The 14,762-nt window shown below is 51.1% G+C and carries 16 protein-coding genes; 12 read left to right on the top strand and 4 right to left on the bottom strand.

Annotated elements, in window-relative coordinates; genetic code table 11:
* The first annotated feature begins 141 nt into the window (after positions 1-141).
* The 5 genes from M2108_RS01165 to M2108_RS01185 all read left to right on the top strand — a co-directional run bounded on the left by M2108_RS01165 (position 142) and on the right by M2108_RS01185 (position 4,670).
* Positions 142-663 carry a cysteine hydrolase family protein gene (locus M2108_RS01165; protein WP_277469203.1) on the top strand — a complete coding sequence of 174 codons (522 nt, stop codon included), beginning with the start codon at positions 142-144 and terminating at the stop codon, positions 661-663.
* A complete protein-coding gene (locus M2108_RS01170; protein ID WP_277469204.1) occupies positions 660-1,505 on the top strand; it encodes a VanW family protein in 846 nt (281 codons plus the stop codon). The genes M2108_RS01165 and M2108_RS01170 overlap by 4 nt, the downstream gene beginning before the upstream one ends.
* Before the next feature lie 99 nt (positions 1,506-1,604).
* The gene (locus M2108_RS01175) at positions 1,605-2,741 is read left to right on the top strand and encodes a zinc-dependent alcohol dehydrogenase (RefSeq protein ID WP_277469205.1); all 1,137 of its coding nucleotides are present in this window, start codon (positions 1,605-1,607) and stop codon (positions 2,739-2,741) included.
* 130 nt (positions 2,742-2,871) lie between these two features.
* Positions 2,872-3,786: a DMT family transporter gene (locus M2108_RS01180; RefSeq protein ID WP_277469206.1), complete on the top strand. Its 915-nt coding sequence runs from the start codon at positions 2,872-2,874 to the stop codon at positions 3,784-3,786.
* A 47-nt stretch (positions 3,787-3,833) separates the two neighbouring features.
* On the top strand, positions 3,834-4,670 hold the full coding sequence (locus M2108_RS01185) for a class I SAM-dependent methyltransferase (protein WP_277469207.1): 837 nt from the start codon (positions 3,834-3,836) through the stop codon (positions 4,668-4,670).
* A 102-nt stretch (positions 4,671-4,772) separates the two neighbouring features.
* Here M2108_RS01185 and M2108_RS01190 read toward each other — a convergent pair whose 3' ends face one another.
* Entirely contained in the window at positions 4,773-5,669 is an 897-nt protein-coding gene (locus M2108_RS01190; protein ID WP_277469208.1) for a LysR family transcriptional regulator, read from the bottom strand.
* 252 nt (positions 5,670-5,921) lie between these two features.
* On the opposite strand from M2108_RS01190, the gene M2108_RS01195 reads away from it, so the two are divergent.
* From M2108_RS01195 to M2108_RS01225, 7 genes are all read left to right on the top strand, one after another.
* Positions 5,922-6,875, top strand: a complete 954-nt coding sequence (locus M2108_RS01195; RefSeq protein ID WP_277469209.1) for a phosphate ABC transporter substrate-binding protein — start codon at positions 5,922-5,924, stop codon at positions 6,873-6,875.
* Positions 6,876-7,019: 144 nt separating this feature from the next.
* The gene (gene pstC / locus M2108_RS01200) at positions 7,020-7,871 is read left to right on the top strand and encodes a phosphate ABC transporter permease subunit PstC (protein ID WP_277469269.1); all 852 of its coding nucleotides are present in this window, start codon (positions 7,020-7,022) and stop codon (positions 7,869-7,871) included.
* Complete coding sequence (gene pstA, locus M2108_RS01205) at positions 7,868-8,764, top strand: phosphate ABC transporter permease PstA (protein ID WP_277469210.1); 897 nt, start codon at positions 7,868-7,870, stop codon at positions 8,762-8,764. Before pstC ends, pstA begins: the two co-directional genes overlap by 4 nt.
* Positions 8,765-8,786: 22 nt before the next feature.
* Positions 8,787-9,560, top strand: coding sequence for a phosphate ABC transporter ATP-binding protein PstB (gene pstB, locus M2108_RS01210; RefSeq protein ID WP_277469211.1), 774 nt, complete (start codon positions 8,787-8,789; stop codon positions 9,558-9,560).
* A gap of 126 nt (positions 9,561-9,686) precedes the next feature.
* Positions 9,687-10,409, top strand: coding sequence for an MBL fold metallo-hydrolase (locus M2108_RS01215; RefSeq protein WP_277469212.1), 723 nt, complete (start codon positions 9,687-9,689; stop codon positions 10,407-10,409).
* On the top strand, positions 10,410-10,985 hold the full coding sequence (locus tag M2108_RS01220) for a TetR/AcrR family transcriptional regulator (protein ID WP_277469213.1): 576 nt from the start codon (positions 10,410-10,412) through the stop codon (positions 10,983-10,985). It abuts the gene before it with no gap.
* Between the two features lie 50 nt (positions 10,986-11,035).
* On the top strand, positions 11,036-11,716 hold the full coding sequence (locus M2108_RS01225) for an AlkZ-related protein (protein ID WP_277469214.1): 681 nt from the start codon (positions 11,036-11,038) through the stop codon (positions 11,714-11,716).
* Between the two features lie 88 nt (positions 11,717-11,804).
* On the opposite strand, the gene M2108_RS01230 is transcribed toward M2108_RS01225, so the two are convergent.
* The 3 genes from M2108_RS01230 to M2108_RS01240 form a co-directional block, all read right to left on the bottom strand.
* Positions 11,805-11,978 (bottom strand): hypothetical protein, encoded by a 174-nt coding sequence (locus M2108_RS01230; protein WP_277469271.1) that lies wholly within the window; start codon positions 11,976-11,978, stop codon positions 11,805-11,807.
* 181 nt (positions 11,979-12,159) lie between these two features.
* Positions 12,160-13,389, bottom strand: a complete 1,230-nt coding sequence (locus M2108_RS01235; protein ID WP_277469215.1) for an aminopeptidase — start codon at positions 13,387-13,389, stop codon at positions 12,160-12,162.
* Positions 13,390-13,422: 33 nt separating this feature from the next.
* Positions 13,423-14,655 (bottom strand): aminopeptidase, encoded by a 1,233-nt coding sequence (locus M2108_RS01240; RefSeq protein WP_277469216.1) that lies wholly within the window; start codon positions 14,653-14,655, stop codon positions 13,423-13,425.
* Positions 14,656-14,762: the final 107 nt, after the last annotated feature.

The raw sequence follows: 14,762 nt of genomic DNA on the forward strand, positions 1-14,762 counted from the left end.
TATAATAAATGCTAAGATAATAGTGGGTTTAATAGCAGAACTTGTTATAGAATAGATTTGAATATGGGAGAAATAGGATGGAGTTCGAAGGGCCGCCATTGACCGGAATCAGAATTATTTTATACAGGGAGGATTTTAGAGATGACTAAGGCACTGCTGATTATTGATGTACAGGAAGCCATGTTTTCTTATCCGGGAATGAGTCTGTTTGACGGGGAACAGGTGATGGACCGGATTGTTTCCCTACTGGACAAAGCCCGTTCGGCTGGTGCTCCTGTTGTGTATATCCAGCATACAGAGGATGAGGAATATACCCGGGGGCTGCCAACCTGGGAGATCAGCAGCCGGATTACGCCGCGTGAAGGGGAAACGGTTGTAGAGAAGCCGACCTGGGATGCGTTTCACCGTACCGGACTGCATGAGGAGCTTCAGCGACAGGGCATTACAGAGCTGGTTATCTGCGGGATGCAGACGGAATTCTGTCTCGATACCACCTGCCGGCGTGCTTACAGCATGGGCTACCGGAGTATTCTGGTACAGGATGCGCACAGTACCTTCGATAACGGAAATCTCACCGGGGAGGAAATCGTTCGGCACCATAACGGGGTGCTCGGCGGAAGATTTGCCAGACTGCAGCGTGCGGACGAGATCGGGTTTTCATGAGCCGGGCCAAGTCGGCAATGAAGCCAATCCGCCGTTCCAGGCTGCGTTTGTATGCCGGTAAGCGGTACTTTATCTGTAAAAGATATTGGCAGTGGCTGATCTCTCCCGGCAATAGGGCAAAGACCTTCAGCAAAGATACACTTACATTTAAGGCAGCAGAGCATTCAACCCCTTTGCTGCGGATGCTGCGTAATGTAGACATGCAGCTGCAATACAATAAAATCACCAACCTGACGATCGCTGCCCGCCGACTGGATGGGCTGCTGATCCGTCCGGGTGAGACCTTTTCCTATTGGCGGAGTATCGGGAAGCCTACCCGCCGCAAAGGTTATCTGGACGGGATGGTGTTATTCTATGGCGGCTTCCGCTCCGGAACAGGCGGCGGATTATGCCAGCTGTCCAATCTGATCTACTGGATGGCATTGCATACTCCTTTGACAGTAACGGAGCGTCACCGGCACAGCTACGACGTGTTTCCGGATGAGCGGCGCACCCAGCCGTTTGGCAGCGGGGCCACTTGTGCCTATAATTATCTTGATCTGCAGCTAACGAATCATACAGATCATGCTTATCAGCTGAAGCTGCACCTTGATGATACGTTTTTGCACGGGGAATGGCGCTGTGACAACGAGCCGTTGTACACCTATGAGGTGTATGAGGCGGATCATGTCATCAGCCTTGAGCCATGGGGCGGATACATCCGCAGTAACCGTATCCGCCGCAGAGTGCTGACCCGCAGCGGAGAAGTTGCCGGTGATGAGGCTGTAGCCGAGAATCATGCCCTGATGATGTATTCACCGCTGCTGTATCCGCCTGCCGGAACGGAAAGCGGCTCGTTATAACATTGGCAATTTTTTTGACTAGGGGATGATTCGGGGGATTTTTGGGTTATAACTTAATAGGTTTAGTTATACTCTACTTTCGAAGGAGTGGTCCTCATCATGAGAGCTGTAACGTACCAAGGGAAGAAGAAAGTGGAAGTCAAGGATGTCGCCGACGCCAAGCTGGAGAAGAAGGACGATATTGTCGTCCGGATCACCTCAACTGCCATCTGTGGTTCCGACCTGCATATTTATAACGGTGAAATTCCGGGCATGCATGATGATTATGTGATCGGACATGAACCTATGGGGGTGGTTGAGGAAGTGGGACCCGAGGTGACCAGGGTAAAAAAAGGCGACCGCGTCATCATACCGTTTAATGTGGCCTGCGGCCAATGTTTCTTTTGCCAGCATGAGATGGAAAGCCAGTGTGATCACGCGAATGATGCGAAGGATACCGGGGGTATGCTCGGTTATTCCGATTCTTACGGCGGTTTTGCTGGTGGGCAGGCGGAGCTGCTTCGAGTGCCGTACGGCAACTTCGGACCGTTTGTGGTTCCTGAGGACGCGGAGATGGAGGATGAGAAGCTGCTATTCCTTTCTGACATTGTACCGACTGCCTGGTGGGGCGTTGAGCATGCAGGGGTCAAACCGGGTGATACGGTAATTGTACTGGGCTGCGGTCCGGTCGGGCTGCTGACCCAGAAGTTCGCTTGGATGAAGGGAGCTGCCCGGGTTATCGCGGTCGATCATGTGCAGTACCGGCTGAATCACGCAAAACTGACCAACAATGTGGAAATTTTCAATTTTGAAGAGATTAAAGACTTTGAAGTGCATATGAAAGAAATCACTCGAGGAGGAGCAGATGTTGTTATCGACTGTGTCGGCCTTGACGCCAAGAAGACAGTGGTGGAAAAGGTGGAGACAGCGCTGATGCTCCAGGGCGGTTCGCTTGGTGCTTTCCGGATTGCCTCTGAGGTAGTGCGCAAGTTCGGCACCATCCAGCTCGTCGGTGTATATGGCCTGAACTATAACATGTTCCCGCTGGGTCATCTGTTTGAGCGCAACATTACCCTCAAAATGGGTCAGGCTCCGGTTATCCATTACATGCCGCAGCTTTATCAGATGATTAAGGAGAATAAATTCGATCCTACGGACATTATTACCCACCGGCTTCCGATCAGCAGAGCAGAGCATGCCTACCAGGTGTTTGGCGAGAAGGAAGAGGATTGCATCAAGGTAATACTGAAGCCGTAGCAGCCGGAATGGATAAGGACAGCCCGCTTGGAATAACCGGCGGGTTTTTTGGTTGACTGAAAGGGCAACCAGGATATAAGCTCTAATATGGCTTGAAATTTTGTCTTTAGATCTGAAAGGAAGCTGCCCTGTGAATATCAAAAAACCGCCGGTTCCGGTTCCGCTGCTGATGCTGGTCGGAATTGTGGCCATCTCGTTCTCCGCCATTTTTATCAAATGGTCATCTGCCCCGGCCTCCGTACAGGGTATGTACCGGCTGCTGTTCACCTCACTGCTGATGCTGCCCTTTGCCCGGCCTTACAGCGGAGCGGCCTTCGCGCTGAAAAGGAAAGACTGGCTTCTGCTCGGATTCTCCGGTTTCATGCTGGCACTGCATTTTCTTCTGTGGATGGGCTCGCTCAAGTTCACCTCTGTAGCAAGTTCAACCATGATTATGGCGCTGGAGCCGGTATTCATTATGATCGGTTCATATGTACTGTATAAGGAAAAAAGCACAAAATCAGCAATTCTCGGCCTGGGAATTGCCATATTCGGAACGGTATTCATCGGCTGGGGCGACATCGGGCTGTCAGCTGATAATATAAAGGGCGATTTGCTGTCGGTCGGCGGTACGGTCGCTGTCTCTGTACATATGATGGTAGGCCAGCGACTGGTCTCCCGTATGCCGTCTTATTTGTACAGCCTGATCGTTTTTATTTCTGCGTCCTTAGTTTTTGCCGTTTATAATCTGGCTGCCGGAATACCTTTCTTTGATTATCCGCCTAAGGAGTGGGGCATTTTTGTGCTTCTGGCTATTGTGCCTACGGTATTCGGCCATATCCTGTTTAACTGGCTGTTGCAGTATGTATCAGCTACAACAGTCTCCATGAATATTCTCGGCGAGCCGGTTGGTGCCAGTATTCTTGCCTTTCTGCTGCTCGGGGAGAAGCTCAACAGCCTGCAGTGGGCCGGAGGGATTCTTGTCATGGGAGGACTGGCAGTCTACCTGTATGCCGGGCGTAAAAAAACAGCACCGGCTGTGGAATCTCTGCCATCGGCATCATAATGATTACGGAAAACATAATCTGATTGTTTAAAGGGGGATTTAATATAATGAATGAACAAAATTTGGATGAACAACGAGATCCGCAGGTTGTGATTGCGTCCAGTGAAGAGACATGGAACGAGGATACGTATGCTGCCTGGACAAGCAGGTTCGGGAAACCGGCTGAAGCAGCAGCGAAGCTGGCGAAAGACCCGCAGGCCAGGCTGTTTCCGCTTCAACCTTATCTGGGTGAGGTTGCCGGTAAAAAGGTAATGAATCTGATGGGTTCAAACGGAATGAAGGGGGTAGCACTGGGCCTGCTTGGAGCAGAGGTAAGTATAGCCGATTTCTCTGAGGCAAATGCCAGATACGCAGTTGAACTGGCGGAAGCAGCAGGCGTGCAGCTGAATTATATTGTGTCCGATGTGTTGAAGCTACCTGAAGAAGTGCTGAACAGCTCATACGACATTGTTTTTGCCGAAATGGGGATTGTCCATTATTTCACCGATCTTGCACCGTTTATGGATACGGTCAACAGGCTGCTTGCTTCTGGAGGCCGTTTTGTACTGCGTGATTTTCATCCCGTCACTACCAAGCTGATCTCGTCAAAAGGCTCCACCGCCAAAGTACGCAAGCACAAGGTGGATGGAGATTATTTCGACACCACGCTGGAGGAGAAGAAGGTATCCTACTCCAAATACCTCCCGTCTGCAGGGCGGCAGCCCGGAAGTGATGTGAAGCACAGTGTTGTATATTGGCGCCGCTGGACATTGGGTGAGCTGGTAACAGCAGCGGCACGCAGCGGGCTTGTCATCTGCGAACTGGTTGAAGAGCCCAATCTGTCCTCGGACGTCTATGACAAGGGCATTCCCAAAACCTTTACCTTGGTGGCCGAAAAAAGATAATCTGAAAAAAGGAACAAGCAGACAGTGCTTCGAGGGTGCTGCCTGCTTGTTCCTTTTTTGTTGCAATGAAGTTAATGGCGTTAATTATAGTGGTCAATGCCATTAATTATTCTGCAGATCCCTACCTGCAGCCATATCGATAAAAGCCTGCTGCAATGGTGACAGTGTATGATCCTTACGCCAGGCAAAAGCAAACCGTGCTGCCTGCACAGTTCCCGGAAGCGGAGCCCAGCGCAGGCTGCCAAGCGCCAGTTCGGTACGGATTCCCGCCAAGGAGAACACGCCTACCGTCCCGCCCTCCATAACCATTCTTTTATATGCTTCCGTATTATTTACAACCGCATGGTTCCATAGACGTACAGCATTGGATTGTGCCCAGCTGTCAGCAGCATTGGACAGATAGGAGGCGGATTCATGCTGAATCCATGGTTCAAGGGCTATGCTCTCCGGGGTAAGCCGGGCTTCCCGGGCGAAAGGATGGTCAGGAGCAAAAATAAGTACAGTGTCATCCCCGCTAATATCCTGCGTCTGAAAGGACTCATCTTCATTCTCCGCCATATGAAGCACCGCCATCTGGATATCCCGGCTGCGCAGCCGTTCCCTGACTGTACTATCGTTATGGACGCCGAGCACGGCATCGATACCCGGATGCAGATTTATGAATTGGGACACTATTTTTGGTAAAACATATGTACCAGGTATATAGGAAGCTTCCAGCTCCAGATTACCCGAATTGAGGGAAGAGAACTGCTTGAGGCTGCGTTCCGCTTCAACGGCCAGCGACACGATTCGTACGGCATACTGATACAGCGCCCGGCCCGCCTCTGTCAGCAGAACGCGTCCGCTGCGGTACTGGAAAAGGGAAGTGCCAAGCTCAGACTCCAGGCTTTTCATATGAAAGGAGACGGTCGGCTGTTTCAAGCCGAGTTCGGCGGCCACATCTGTAACCTTTTTATATTTTTCAATAAGAACTACAATTTGCAGTTTCGTTATATTCATGATTTCCTCCGGCTGAATGGTGATCAAATGTTAGTTTATCTCTCTAATATAGATTATATCTATAACAATATACATTTTCTATTAGTATTTTTATCTTTCGCTTTACAAAACGAAGACTTTTCTCTAATGAACGAGCTCTAGAATAAGAAGAGTAAAGCGGAGAGACAACATAGAGGAAGCTTCCAAAGTGAGTTTTGTAGAAGCAGATTCAATGGTGCACTAAAACACAAACTTTAGGAGGAACAAAAGAAAATGCAATTCAGAAAATCGTGGATCATGGCTCTGGCACTAACAAGCGTAGTAGCACTTTCGGCATGCGGTAACAGCAACAATGCGGCAACGAATAACGGGGGCAATAACGCAGCTGCGACAAACACACCTACAGAAAACAGCAGCGGTGCAGAATTAAACGGCTCGATCCTGGCTTCAGGTTCTACAGCATTACAACCATTGGTTGAACAAGCGGCTGAAAGCTTCATGGATGCTAACAGCGGTGTTGATATTCAAGTACAAGGCGGCGGCAGCGGTACTGGGCTTACCCAGGTTGCTGAAGGCCAGGTAGATATCGGTAACTCCGACGTATTTGCAGAAGATAAATTGAAGGATGCCGATGCTGAAAAAGCAGCTGCACTCGTTGACCACCAGGTAGCGGTTGTTGCCATTGCAGCAGTAACTAACCCTAATGCAGGCGTAGATAACCTGACTCAACAGCAGCTGGTAGACATTTTCACCGGTAAGATCACGAATTGGAGCGAAGTTGGCGGTGCTGACCAGGCGATCCAGATCATCAACCGTCCAAGCAGCTCCGGTACACGCGCTACCTTCGAAGCTTTCGCACTGGGAACTAAGACTGAAGACCTTCAGGGTTCCATACAAGAGGATTCTTCCGGTACGGTTAAGAAAATGATCGGCGAAACTCCGGGAGCGATCGGTTACCTGGCGTTGTCCTACCTCGATGACACTGTAAAAACACTGAACTATGACGGTGTTGTGCCATCCGTAGACAACGTGGTTAGCGGAGAATATCCGGTATGGGCTTACGAGCACATGTACACTAACGGCGAACCGAATGAAGTTGTAAAAGCATTCCTCGATTACATGCTGACTGACGAAGTACAGAACGGTGATGTGGTTGAGCTGGGATACATTCCGGCGAATGCAATGCAGGTTTCCCGCGATGTTGACGGCAACGTAACCAAGAAATAAATACAGCTTTAACACAGGATAAGATCCATTAGATCAGGTGATTAGAGGCGGAACTCTTCTGCCTCTCTTTTCACTTTAGAAAGAGGGAGCATCTTGCGGGGAAAAACAAATACAAAAAAGATCGAAAAACATCATATTGAGGATATGGTTGGGCGTATATATATGTCCCTTTGCGTACTGCTCCTGATCGTGATCATTGTTTCAATGGTCTATTTCGTAGCGTCCAAGGGTATCGCCAACTTCATCAGCGGTGAAGTGAAATTAACCGATTTCCTGTTCGGCACCAAATGGGCGCCTACAGCAGACACACCGTCTTACGGAGCTTTGCCATTTATCAGCGGTTCCTTCCTGGTTACTTTACTTGCTGCACTGATCGCCAGTCCGCTCAGCATCTGTGCTGCGCTATTCATGACTGAAATTGTTCCAGGCTGGGGGAAAAAGCTGCTGCAGCCGGTAATCGAGCTGTTGTCCGGTATTCCGTCAGTTGTATACGGCTTTGTAGGTCTTAGCGTTATCGTTCCATTCCTGCGTGACACATTTCCCGGCCAGGGCATCGGGGTTGCTGCAGGCGCGCTTGTACTTTCGGTCATGATTCTGCCGACCATTACAAGCGTGGCTGCAGACGCGCTTGCTTCTTTGCCGCAAAATTTGAAAGAATCCTCATTTGCGCTCGGTGCCACCCGTTGGCAGACGATCTCGCGTGTTATCCTCCCGACTACAATGCCGGCCATCATGACCGGGGTAGTTCTGGGGATGGCCCGTGCGTTCGGTGAAGCTCTTGCTGTTCAGATGGTTATCGGTAACGCGCCTTTCGTACCGCGCTCGCTCTTTGAATCGGCCTCCACGCTGACCAGTGTCATCACACTCAGTATGGGGAACACAACGATGGGCTCGACGATTAATAACGCGCTGTGGAGTATGGCGCTGGTTCTTATGCTGATGACGTTCATATTCGTCCTCCTCGTAAGAATGCTCGAAAGGAGAAATAAGATTTGAAGCCGAAGACAGCAGACAAAATTGCCACGACCCTTATCGTATTTTTCGCATTGCTGATTGTAGCTATCCTGGTTGGACTGTTAGGTTACATTCTGGTACGGGGACTCAATCATATCAGCTGGGATTTCTTAACCTCGGCTCCGCAGAAGATCCGCGCAGGCGGCGGGGTAGGGCCGCAGTTATTTAACTCCCTATACCTGCTGGTGCTGACATTGCTCATCACCATTCCGCTTGGACTTGGCGCCGGTATTTTCATGGCGGAATATGCCCGTCCCGGCAAGCTTACGAACTTCATCCGTCTGATTGTAGAAGTGCTGTCGTCCTTCCCGTCAATCATTGTCGGCTTGTTCGGCCTCTTGCTGATCGTTAACTATTTTGACCTTGGTTTCTCATTAATATCAGGTGCTATTGCCCTTACATTCTTCAATCTGCCGCTGATGGTGCGGATCACCGAGCAGGCTTTCCGTACCGTGCCGAAAGCGCAGAAGGAAGCGGGCTTTGCCCTTGGACTATCCAAATGGAAGATCGTAACTTCTGTATTGCTTCCGGTAGCGCTGCCTACCATCATTACCGGAACGATCCTGTCTGCAGGCCGTGTCTTCGGTGAAGCAGCAGCGCTGATGTTCACAGCAGGTATGAGCAGTCCGCGTCTGAACTTCTCAGACTGGAATCCGCTGCATTCAAACTCACCGCTTAATCCGTTCCGTCCGGCTGAAACGCTGGCGGTGCACATCTGGAAAATCAACAGTGAGGGTCTGGCGCCGGATGCTATCCAAATTGCAGCCGGAGCTTCAGCCGTTCTCGTAATCATGGTATTGCTGTTCAACCTGCTGGCCCGGTATTTCGGCAGATTCATTTACCGCAAGCTGACAGCATCCAAAAGAATAAATTAGGGATAAACAGGAGGAGTAAGAGATGGGAACAGCGGCAGCGGTGCGCGAATCATTTCAAACAGAGAACCTTAGTATTTTTTACGGGACTTACGAAGCGGTTAAGGGAATTAGCCTTCCTTTTGCCCAGAATACAGTTACAGCGCTGATTGGCCCGTCGGGCTGCGGTAAATCAACGTTCCTCCGTTCGCTGAACCGGATGAATGACGATATCTCCGGCTCAACAACCAGAGGCAGCATCTGGATTGACGGAGTGGACATTAACGCACAGGGGACGGATGTTATCAAGCTGCGCCAGAAGATCGGTATGGTCTGGCAGAAGCCGAACCCGTTCTACAAGTCCATCTACGAAAACATTGCGTTCGGTCCAAAATATCACGGCGTGAAGGGTAAAGCAGCTCTGGACGAAATTGTGGAGAGCAGCCTGCGCCGTGCCGCCCTGTGGGATGAGGTTAAAGACCGGCTGAAGGATTCCGCGCTTGCTCTATCCGGCGGACAGCAGCAGCGTCTGTGCATTGCCCGTGCATTGTCTGTTAACCCGCAAATTCTCCTGCTGGATGAGCCGGCTTCCGCGCTTGACCCTGTATCAACAGGTAAGGTAGAGGAGCTGATTAAGGAATTGAAGGAAGACCTGCGAATCGTCATTGTTACTCATAACATGCAGCAGGCAGCCCGCATTTCGGATTACACTGCGTATTTCTACCTTGGTTCGCTCGTTGAATATGACAAGACCGAGAAGGTATTCAGCAATCCGGAGAACCAGATGACTCAGGAATACATTATGGGCCGTTTCGGCTGATAGTTAATAGGCATGAGAGCATCCTTCGGGGTGCTTTTTTTGTTCACAGCAATGATAACACTTGAAAAACTAATTGTATTAGTTTATATTATAACTAATATCATTAGTTTTGGAGGAGGAATCAGCATGAGAGTAACACAAAATGGAAATTTGCTGCAGCTTACCTGGTTTCCGCATTTTTTTCCCGTTAATTGTTATCTTGTTATCGAGGACAATGAGCTGACCCTCATTGATGCGGCGATGCCGTTCAGCGTAAAAGGGATTGTGGCTGCTGCCGCAAAGCTGCAGAAGCCGATTACGCGCATAATCCTGACTCATGCCCATGGCGATCATGTAGGGGCGCTGGATGAGCTGAAGAGGCAGCTTCCGGCGGCCAAAGTCTACATCTCTGAGCGGGACGCCGATCTGTTAAGAGGGGACCGGACATTAAGGGCGGATGAACCGCAGATGCCCCTGAAAGGTTCAGTGCCCAAGAATATTACTACAGTGCCTGATGTCCTGCTGCAGGAAGGCGGTCTTATCGGCTCCCTTCAGGCCATTAGCACACCTGGACATACACCGGGATCAATGTCCTTTATGGACCAGCGAAGCAGGGCGCTGATTGCGGGAGATGCGTATCAGACTTTCCGCGTTACAGCTGTAGCTGGTACGATAGTCCCGCTGTTTCCTTTTCCGGCGATGGCTACCTGGCATAAAGAATCGGCACTGGCAAGCGCCCTTAAGCTTGCAGAGCTATCCCCGGCTGTGCTGGCGGCAGGTCATGGCAATATGCTGACAGAAGAACCTGTACAGGCGATGAAGCTGGCGATCCGGCAGGCTCAGAATTCTTTGAATAAAGGAGGCCGCTAAATGTCGCCAAGAGCCGGTTTGGATAAACGGACCCTGGTGCTTGCAGCAGCGGAACTTGCTGATGAGCACGGGATGGAGGGGGTGACGCTGGCTCTGCTGGCTGCAAAGCTGGGCGTGCGTTCCCCCTCCCTGTATAATCATGTTAACGGGCTCAAGGAGCTGCGTACACTGCTGGCTATTTATGGGCTGCAGCAGCTCTATGCTGTCATGTCAGCCTCAATAGAAGGCGTCAACGGCGGGCCGGCCGTCCACGCCATGAGCAGGGCTTACGTGGCGTTCGCGCAGCAGCGTCCGGGATTGTATGAAACTACACTGCAGGCGCCGGAGGAAGGAAATGCCGAGCTTGAAGAAGCCGGCAACAGGACGCTGCAATTAATCATCAGCGTCTTGTCCGGCTATGAGCTGGGCAGAACCGGCGGACTGCACGCAGTCAGGGGCTTAAGAAGCATTCTGCATGGCTTCGCCGCACTCAGGAACAAGGGCGGCTTCGGGATGCCGCTGGATCTGGAGGACAGCCTGACCCGGCTGATCGATTCTTATCTTGCCGGAATCGGCTGCATGCGGACCGGGGATTAAGCTGCACGTGAACTGTCGGATGAAATCTAACTAAGGGAGAGATGAGCAGAATGGAAGAGCAAGGTATTGTAACAACCTATGAAGAGATGACAAAGGTAGTGGACAGGCTGGGAATACTGCCGTTGGCCCAGCTTATTCCCGGACATCCTTCGGTAAACGGATTAACCAAGGCCGAGAACTGGCATACCGGATCAGAGCTTGATCCCTGGTCATGGCGGGCCAGGTTCCCTGGAGAGGGGTTAGCCGGATATGGCAAGTTCATCCGCAAAAAAGCCGTCCTGGTCTCGCGGGATTGGTTCCCGGCCTTTGTCAGGACTGTAGGCAGCTCAATGGAGCTTGAAGAACGGTACAATAACGGCCTGGCCAGCAGGGAGGCGGTAGTCCTTCTGCAGATCATCCGCGGCAATGAGGGGATTGAAACACGTGAACTGCGTGCACTGGCCCAGATGAAGGCTAAAGAGCAGAAGACGGCATTTGATAATGCACTGAATGAGCTGCAGGGTACAGCAGATATTGTGATCTCCGGTGTCAAGGCGCGGCTGAATGCAGAAGGGGAAGTTAACGGCTGGAACAGCACCTCCTTCGAAACAACCGGTCACTGGATGCAGGAGAATGATCTGCACAGGTTTGAGGGATCACGCGAGGAAGCATCCGGTTGGCTACATAAGGCAATGGACAGCGCATGGGCGCCAGAAGCGAAAGCCTGGATCAGCAAAGTCTTGTCGATCTAAAAAAACGAAGGATGCTCCTGATGGCCGGGTAACGGCCGGGGAACATCCCGGTAAGCGCTTTCTAATTCGATTATATAAGGAATCAGCTCTACAGCATTGGTGCCAGATAGGCAATCAGGAAATAAAGGAAGCCGAACAGAAGCATGATGTAGGCTGTGTATTTGATGGCATTGGAGGCTACGATGCTTGCGTCCGTGGGTGGATGAACCTTGGTGCGCCCGTTTTCCATACGCTCCGGTTCCTGGGACAATGACTCTTTCATAGTGTTCCCTCCTAATATTTGATGGATCTAAGATTGGCAATACAATCCTTATTTGTATTGTGACATATTTGTGAATATAATTCAACAATATTGTGAATAAAGATTGAACAAAAGTTAAAATTTAAGCAAAAAGCCCCCTGCCATTTTTGAATGGCAGGGGGCTTTTTAAACCTTTTAAGTTTTAGGCCCAGTTTCCGGCACGGAAAATCGGTTCGACCTTGCCGTCATCTGTAATTCCGTCGATATTCATCTCCGGTGAACCCATCATAAAGTCCACATGGGTAAGGCTGTGGTTCATTCCATGCTCGGCAAGCTGATCCTTGGTCATATTAATGCCATCCTGGAGGGTGAAGGCGTATGCAGCCCCCAGCGCCAGGTGACAAGAGGCATTCTCATCATACAAGGTTGTGAAATAGAGTATGCCGCTCTCGGAGATCGGCGAATGATAGGGAACCAGTGCCACTTCACCGAAGTATGCGGCACCCTCATCCATGGTGAGGAGTGAAGCCAGCGCTTCATAGCCGACTTCTGCGGTAAAGTCAGTTACTTTACCATTATTCAGGGTCAGGGTGAAGCGGTCGATAATATTCCCGCCGTAGCTAAGCGGCTTGGTGCTGCTAACTGTTCCGTTCGCGCCGGTCTTGAGCGGTGCGGTGAAGACTTCCTCTGTCGGGATGTTGGCGAGGAAAGGAACACCGCGCCCGTTGACCGCACCGGCCTGACACCAGATATGCCCTTCAGGCAGTTCTAGGGTAAGATCCGTGCCGGGAGCTGTGTAATGCAGCTTACGGTATCTGCGCTCGTTGAGTATATCGCAGCGCTGCTTCAAGCCGCCCAGGTGCTTGCTCCAGGCTTCCACCGGGTTTTCCTGATCGGCACGGACTGCCTTGAAGATGGCGTCCCAGAGCAGGTCCACCTGATTCTCAGGTGCCGCATCCGGGAATACCTTGGCTGCCCAGGAGACCGACGGATAGGCTACGATGCTCCAGCTGATCTGATTGGACATCAGCATCTCACGGTAAGGGGCCATGGCTATACCTGCTGTACGCTGATTGTCGGCAATCCGGCTGGCTTCAATGCCGTTCAGCAGATCCGGATTGGTAGACACCACGTTCAGGAAGGCTGCACCATTGCGGCCAAGGTCCTCCAGTTCGTCTGCATGCCATTTTGGCGGCTCGAGAAAACTCTCGGCAGGCGCGAGCTCGTAACGGGTCCGTGTCACAAATTCATCGCTGTAATTGACTTTGACCAGCTTTGCGCCTGCTTCATAAGCCTTACGGACAATCAGTCGGACCAGTTCTGCGGAGACGATATCCGCGTTGATGACCAGAGTTTGTCCGGGTTGGACATTGACCCCGATTTTCACCGCTAGCAGTGCATAATTCTCCAGCTTTTGCTTGAAATCCAGCATAGGTTCAGCTCCCCCTTAAATGTCTCTGTAAAATTAGAATGCCCAGTTACCCTTCAGGAAGACAGGCTCCTGTGATCCGTCTTCATTGATCCCGTATATATCCATCTCACCGGAGCCGATCATGAAGTCAACATGGGTCACACTTGTGTTCAGGCCGCTCTCAACCAGCTGATCCTCGGTCATTTCTTTGCCGCCTTCCAGACAGAAGGCATAGGCTGTGCCAATCGCCAGGTGATTGGAGGCATTTTCGTCAAACAGGGTGTTGAAGTACAGGATATTGGATTCGGAAATCGGTGATTTATGCGGTACGAGCGCTACCTCACCCAGGTATTTGGCTCCTTCATCAAGGCCGATCAGATATTCCAGGGAATCCTGGCCTTTCTCAGCGCTGACACTGATAATGCGGCCGTTCTCAAAGGTAATGGAGAATCCGTCAATGATGTTGCCGCCGTAGCTGAGCGGCTTGGTCGCTCTGACGGTCCCGTTGACACCGGTTTTAAGTGGTGCGGTAAAGACTTCCTCAGTCGGCATATTAGCGACGAACGAATGTCCCTTGGCGTTAATGCTGTCACCCTGGGCCCACAGGTGGCCTTTAGGAAGCTCGATGGTCAGGTCGGTACCTGGTGCTATGTAATGCAGGCTCTTGTATTTTTTGGCGTTGAGGACATCAGCCTTCTGCTCCAGGGTATCCAGGTGCTCCTGCCAGGCGGCAACAGGATCTTCACGGTCCAGGCGTACCGTACGGAAAATGGCCTCCCACAGCTTATCTACACGTTCCTCAGCAGGTGCATCCGGGAATACCTTATCGGCCCAAGCCTGCGACGGAATCGCAACGATGCTCCAGCTGACCTTGTCGGACATCTGCAGCTCACGGTATTTTTTAAGTGCTGCTCCGCGTGTCTTCTGGAAGTTCGCAATCCGCTCCGGGTCAATGCCTTTCAGCGCATCCGGATTCTCGGCGATTACATTCAGGAAGGCTGCTCCGTTCTCGGCGAATTCAGTCATTTCACCGGCAAACCAGGTCGGTGCTTTGGTGAATACTTCAGGAGCGGCATGCTCAAACTGCTGGCGGGTGATGAATTCATCGCTCCAGTTCACTTTTACCAGGCTGGCTCCCAAGGCATAGGCTTTGGCAGTAATCAGACGGACGAATTCCGCTCCGGCAATCGGCGCATTTACAACCAGAGTCTGGCCCGGCTGGACATTGACTCCGACTGTGGCGGCGAGGTCCGCATATTTACTGAGCTTTGCTGCAAAATCAGTCATTGGTTTTCCTCCAGTTTATTCTTTTTTTTAGTGCTGGAAAGCATTGTACTAAATTATTAACCGCCGGATGAAAAAAGTCAATTGCTCCAGTAAAGAGAGGAAATATA

This window comes from Paenibacillus sp. PastM-3 (assembly GCF_029893965.1).
Lineage (GTDB): Bacteria > Bacillota > Bacilli > Paenibacillales > Paenibacillaceae > Paenibacillus_AQ.

What these genes read in the sequence shown, in the direction of transcription:
- M2108_RS01175 (WP_277469205.1), top strand. Translation starts at nt 1,605, where the DNA reads ATGAGAGCTGTAACGTACCAAGGGAAGAAGAAAGTGGAAGTCAAGGAT.
- M2108_RS01235 (WP_277469215.1), bottom strand. Translation starts at nt 13,389, where the DNA reads ATGCTGGATTTCAAGCAAAAGCTGGAGAATTATGCACTGCTAGCGGTG.
- M2108_RS01195 (WP_277469209.1), top strand. Translation starts at nt 5,922, where the DNA reads ATGCAATTCAGAAAATCGTGGATCATGGCTCTGGCACTAACAAGCGTA.
- M2108_RS01220 (WP_277469213.1), top strand. Translation starts at nt 10,410, where the DNA reads ATGTCGCCAAGAGCCGGTTTGGATAAACGGACCCTGGTGCTTGCAGCA.
- pstB (WP_277469211.1), top strand. Translation starts at nt 8,787, where the DNA reads ATGGGAACAGCGGCAGCGGTGCGCGAATCATTTCAAACAGAGAACCTT.
- M2108_RS01225 (WP_277469214.1), top strand. Translation starts at nt 11,036, where the DNA reads ATGGAAGAGCAAGGTATTGTAACAACCTATGAAGAGATGACAAAGGTA.
- pstC (WP_277469269.1), top strand. Translation starts at nt 7,020, where the DNA reads ATGGTTGGGCGTATATATATGTCCCTTTGCGTACTGCTCCTGATCGTG.
- M2108_RS01170 (WP_277469204.1), top strand. Translation starts at nt 660, where the DNA reads ATGAGCCGGGCCAAGTCGGCAATGAAGCCAATCCGCCGTTCCAGGCTG.
- M2108_RS01165 (WP_277469203.1), top strand. Translation starts at nt 142, where the DNA reads ATGACTAAGGCACTGCTGATTATTGATGTACAGGAAGCCATGTTTTCT.
- M2108_RS01230 (WP_277469271.1), bottom strand. Translation starts at nt 11,978, where the DNA reads ATGAAAGAGTCATTGTCCCAGGAACCGGAGCGTATGGAAAACGGGCGC.
- M2108_RS01240 (WP_277469216.1), bottom strand. Translation starts at nt 14,655, where the DNA reads ATGACTGATTTTGCAGCAAAGCTCAGTAAATATGCGGACCTCGCCGCC.
- M2108_RS01190 (WP_277469208.1), bottom strand. Translation starts at nt 5,669, where the DNA reads ATGAATATAACGAAACTGCAAATTGTAGTTCTTATTGAAAAATATAAA.
- M2108_RS01215 (WP_277469212.1), top strand. Translation starts at nt 9,687, where the DNA reads ATGAGAGTAACACAAAATGGAAATTTGCTGCAGCTTACCTGGTTTCCG.
- M2108_RS01185 (WP_277469207.1), top strand. Translation starts at nt 3,834, where the DNA reads ATGAATGAACAAAATTTGGATGAACAACGAGATCCGCAGGTTGTGATT.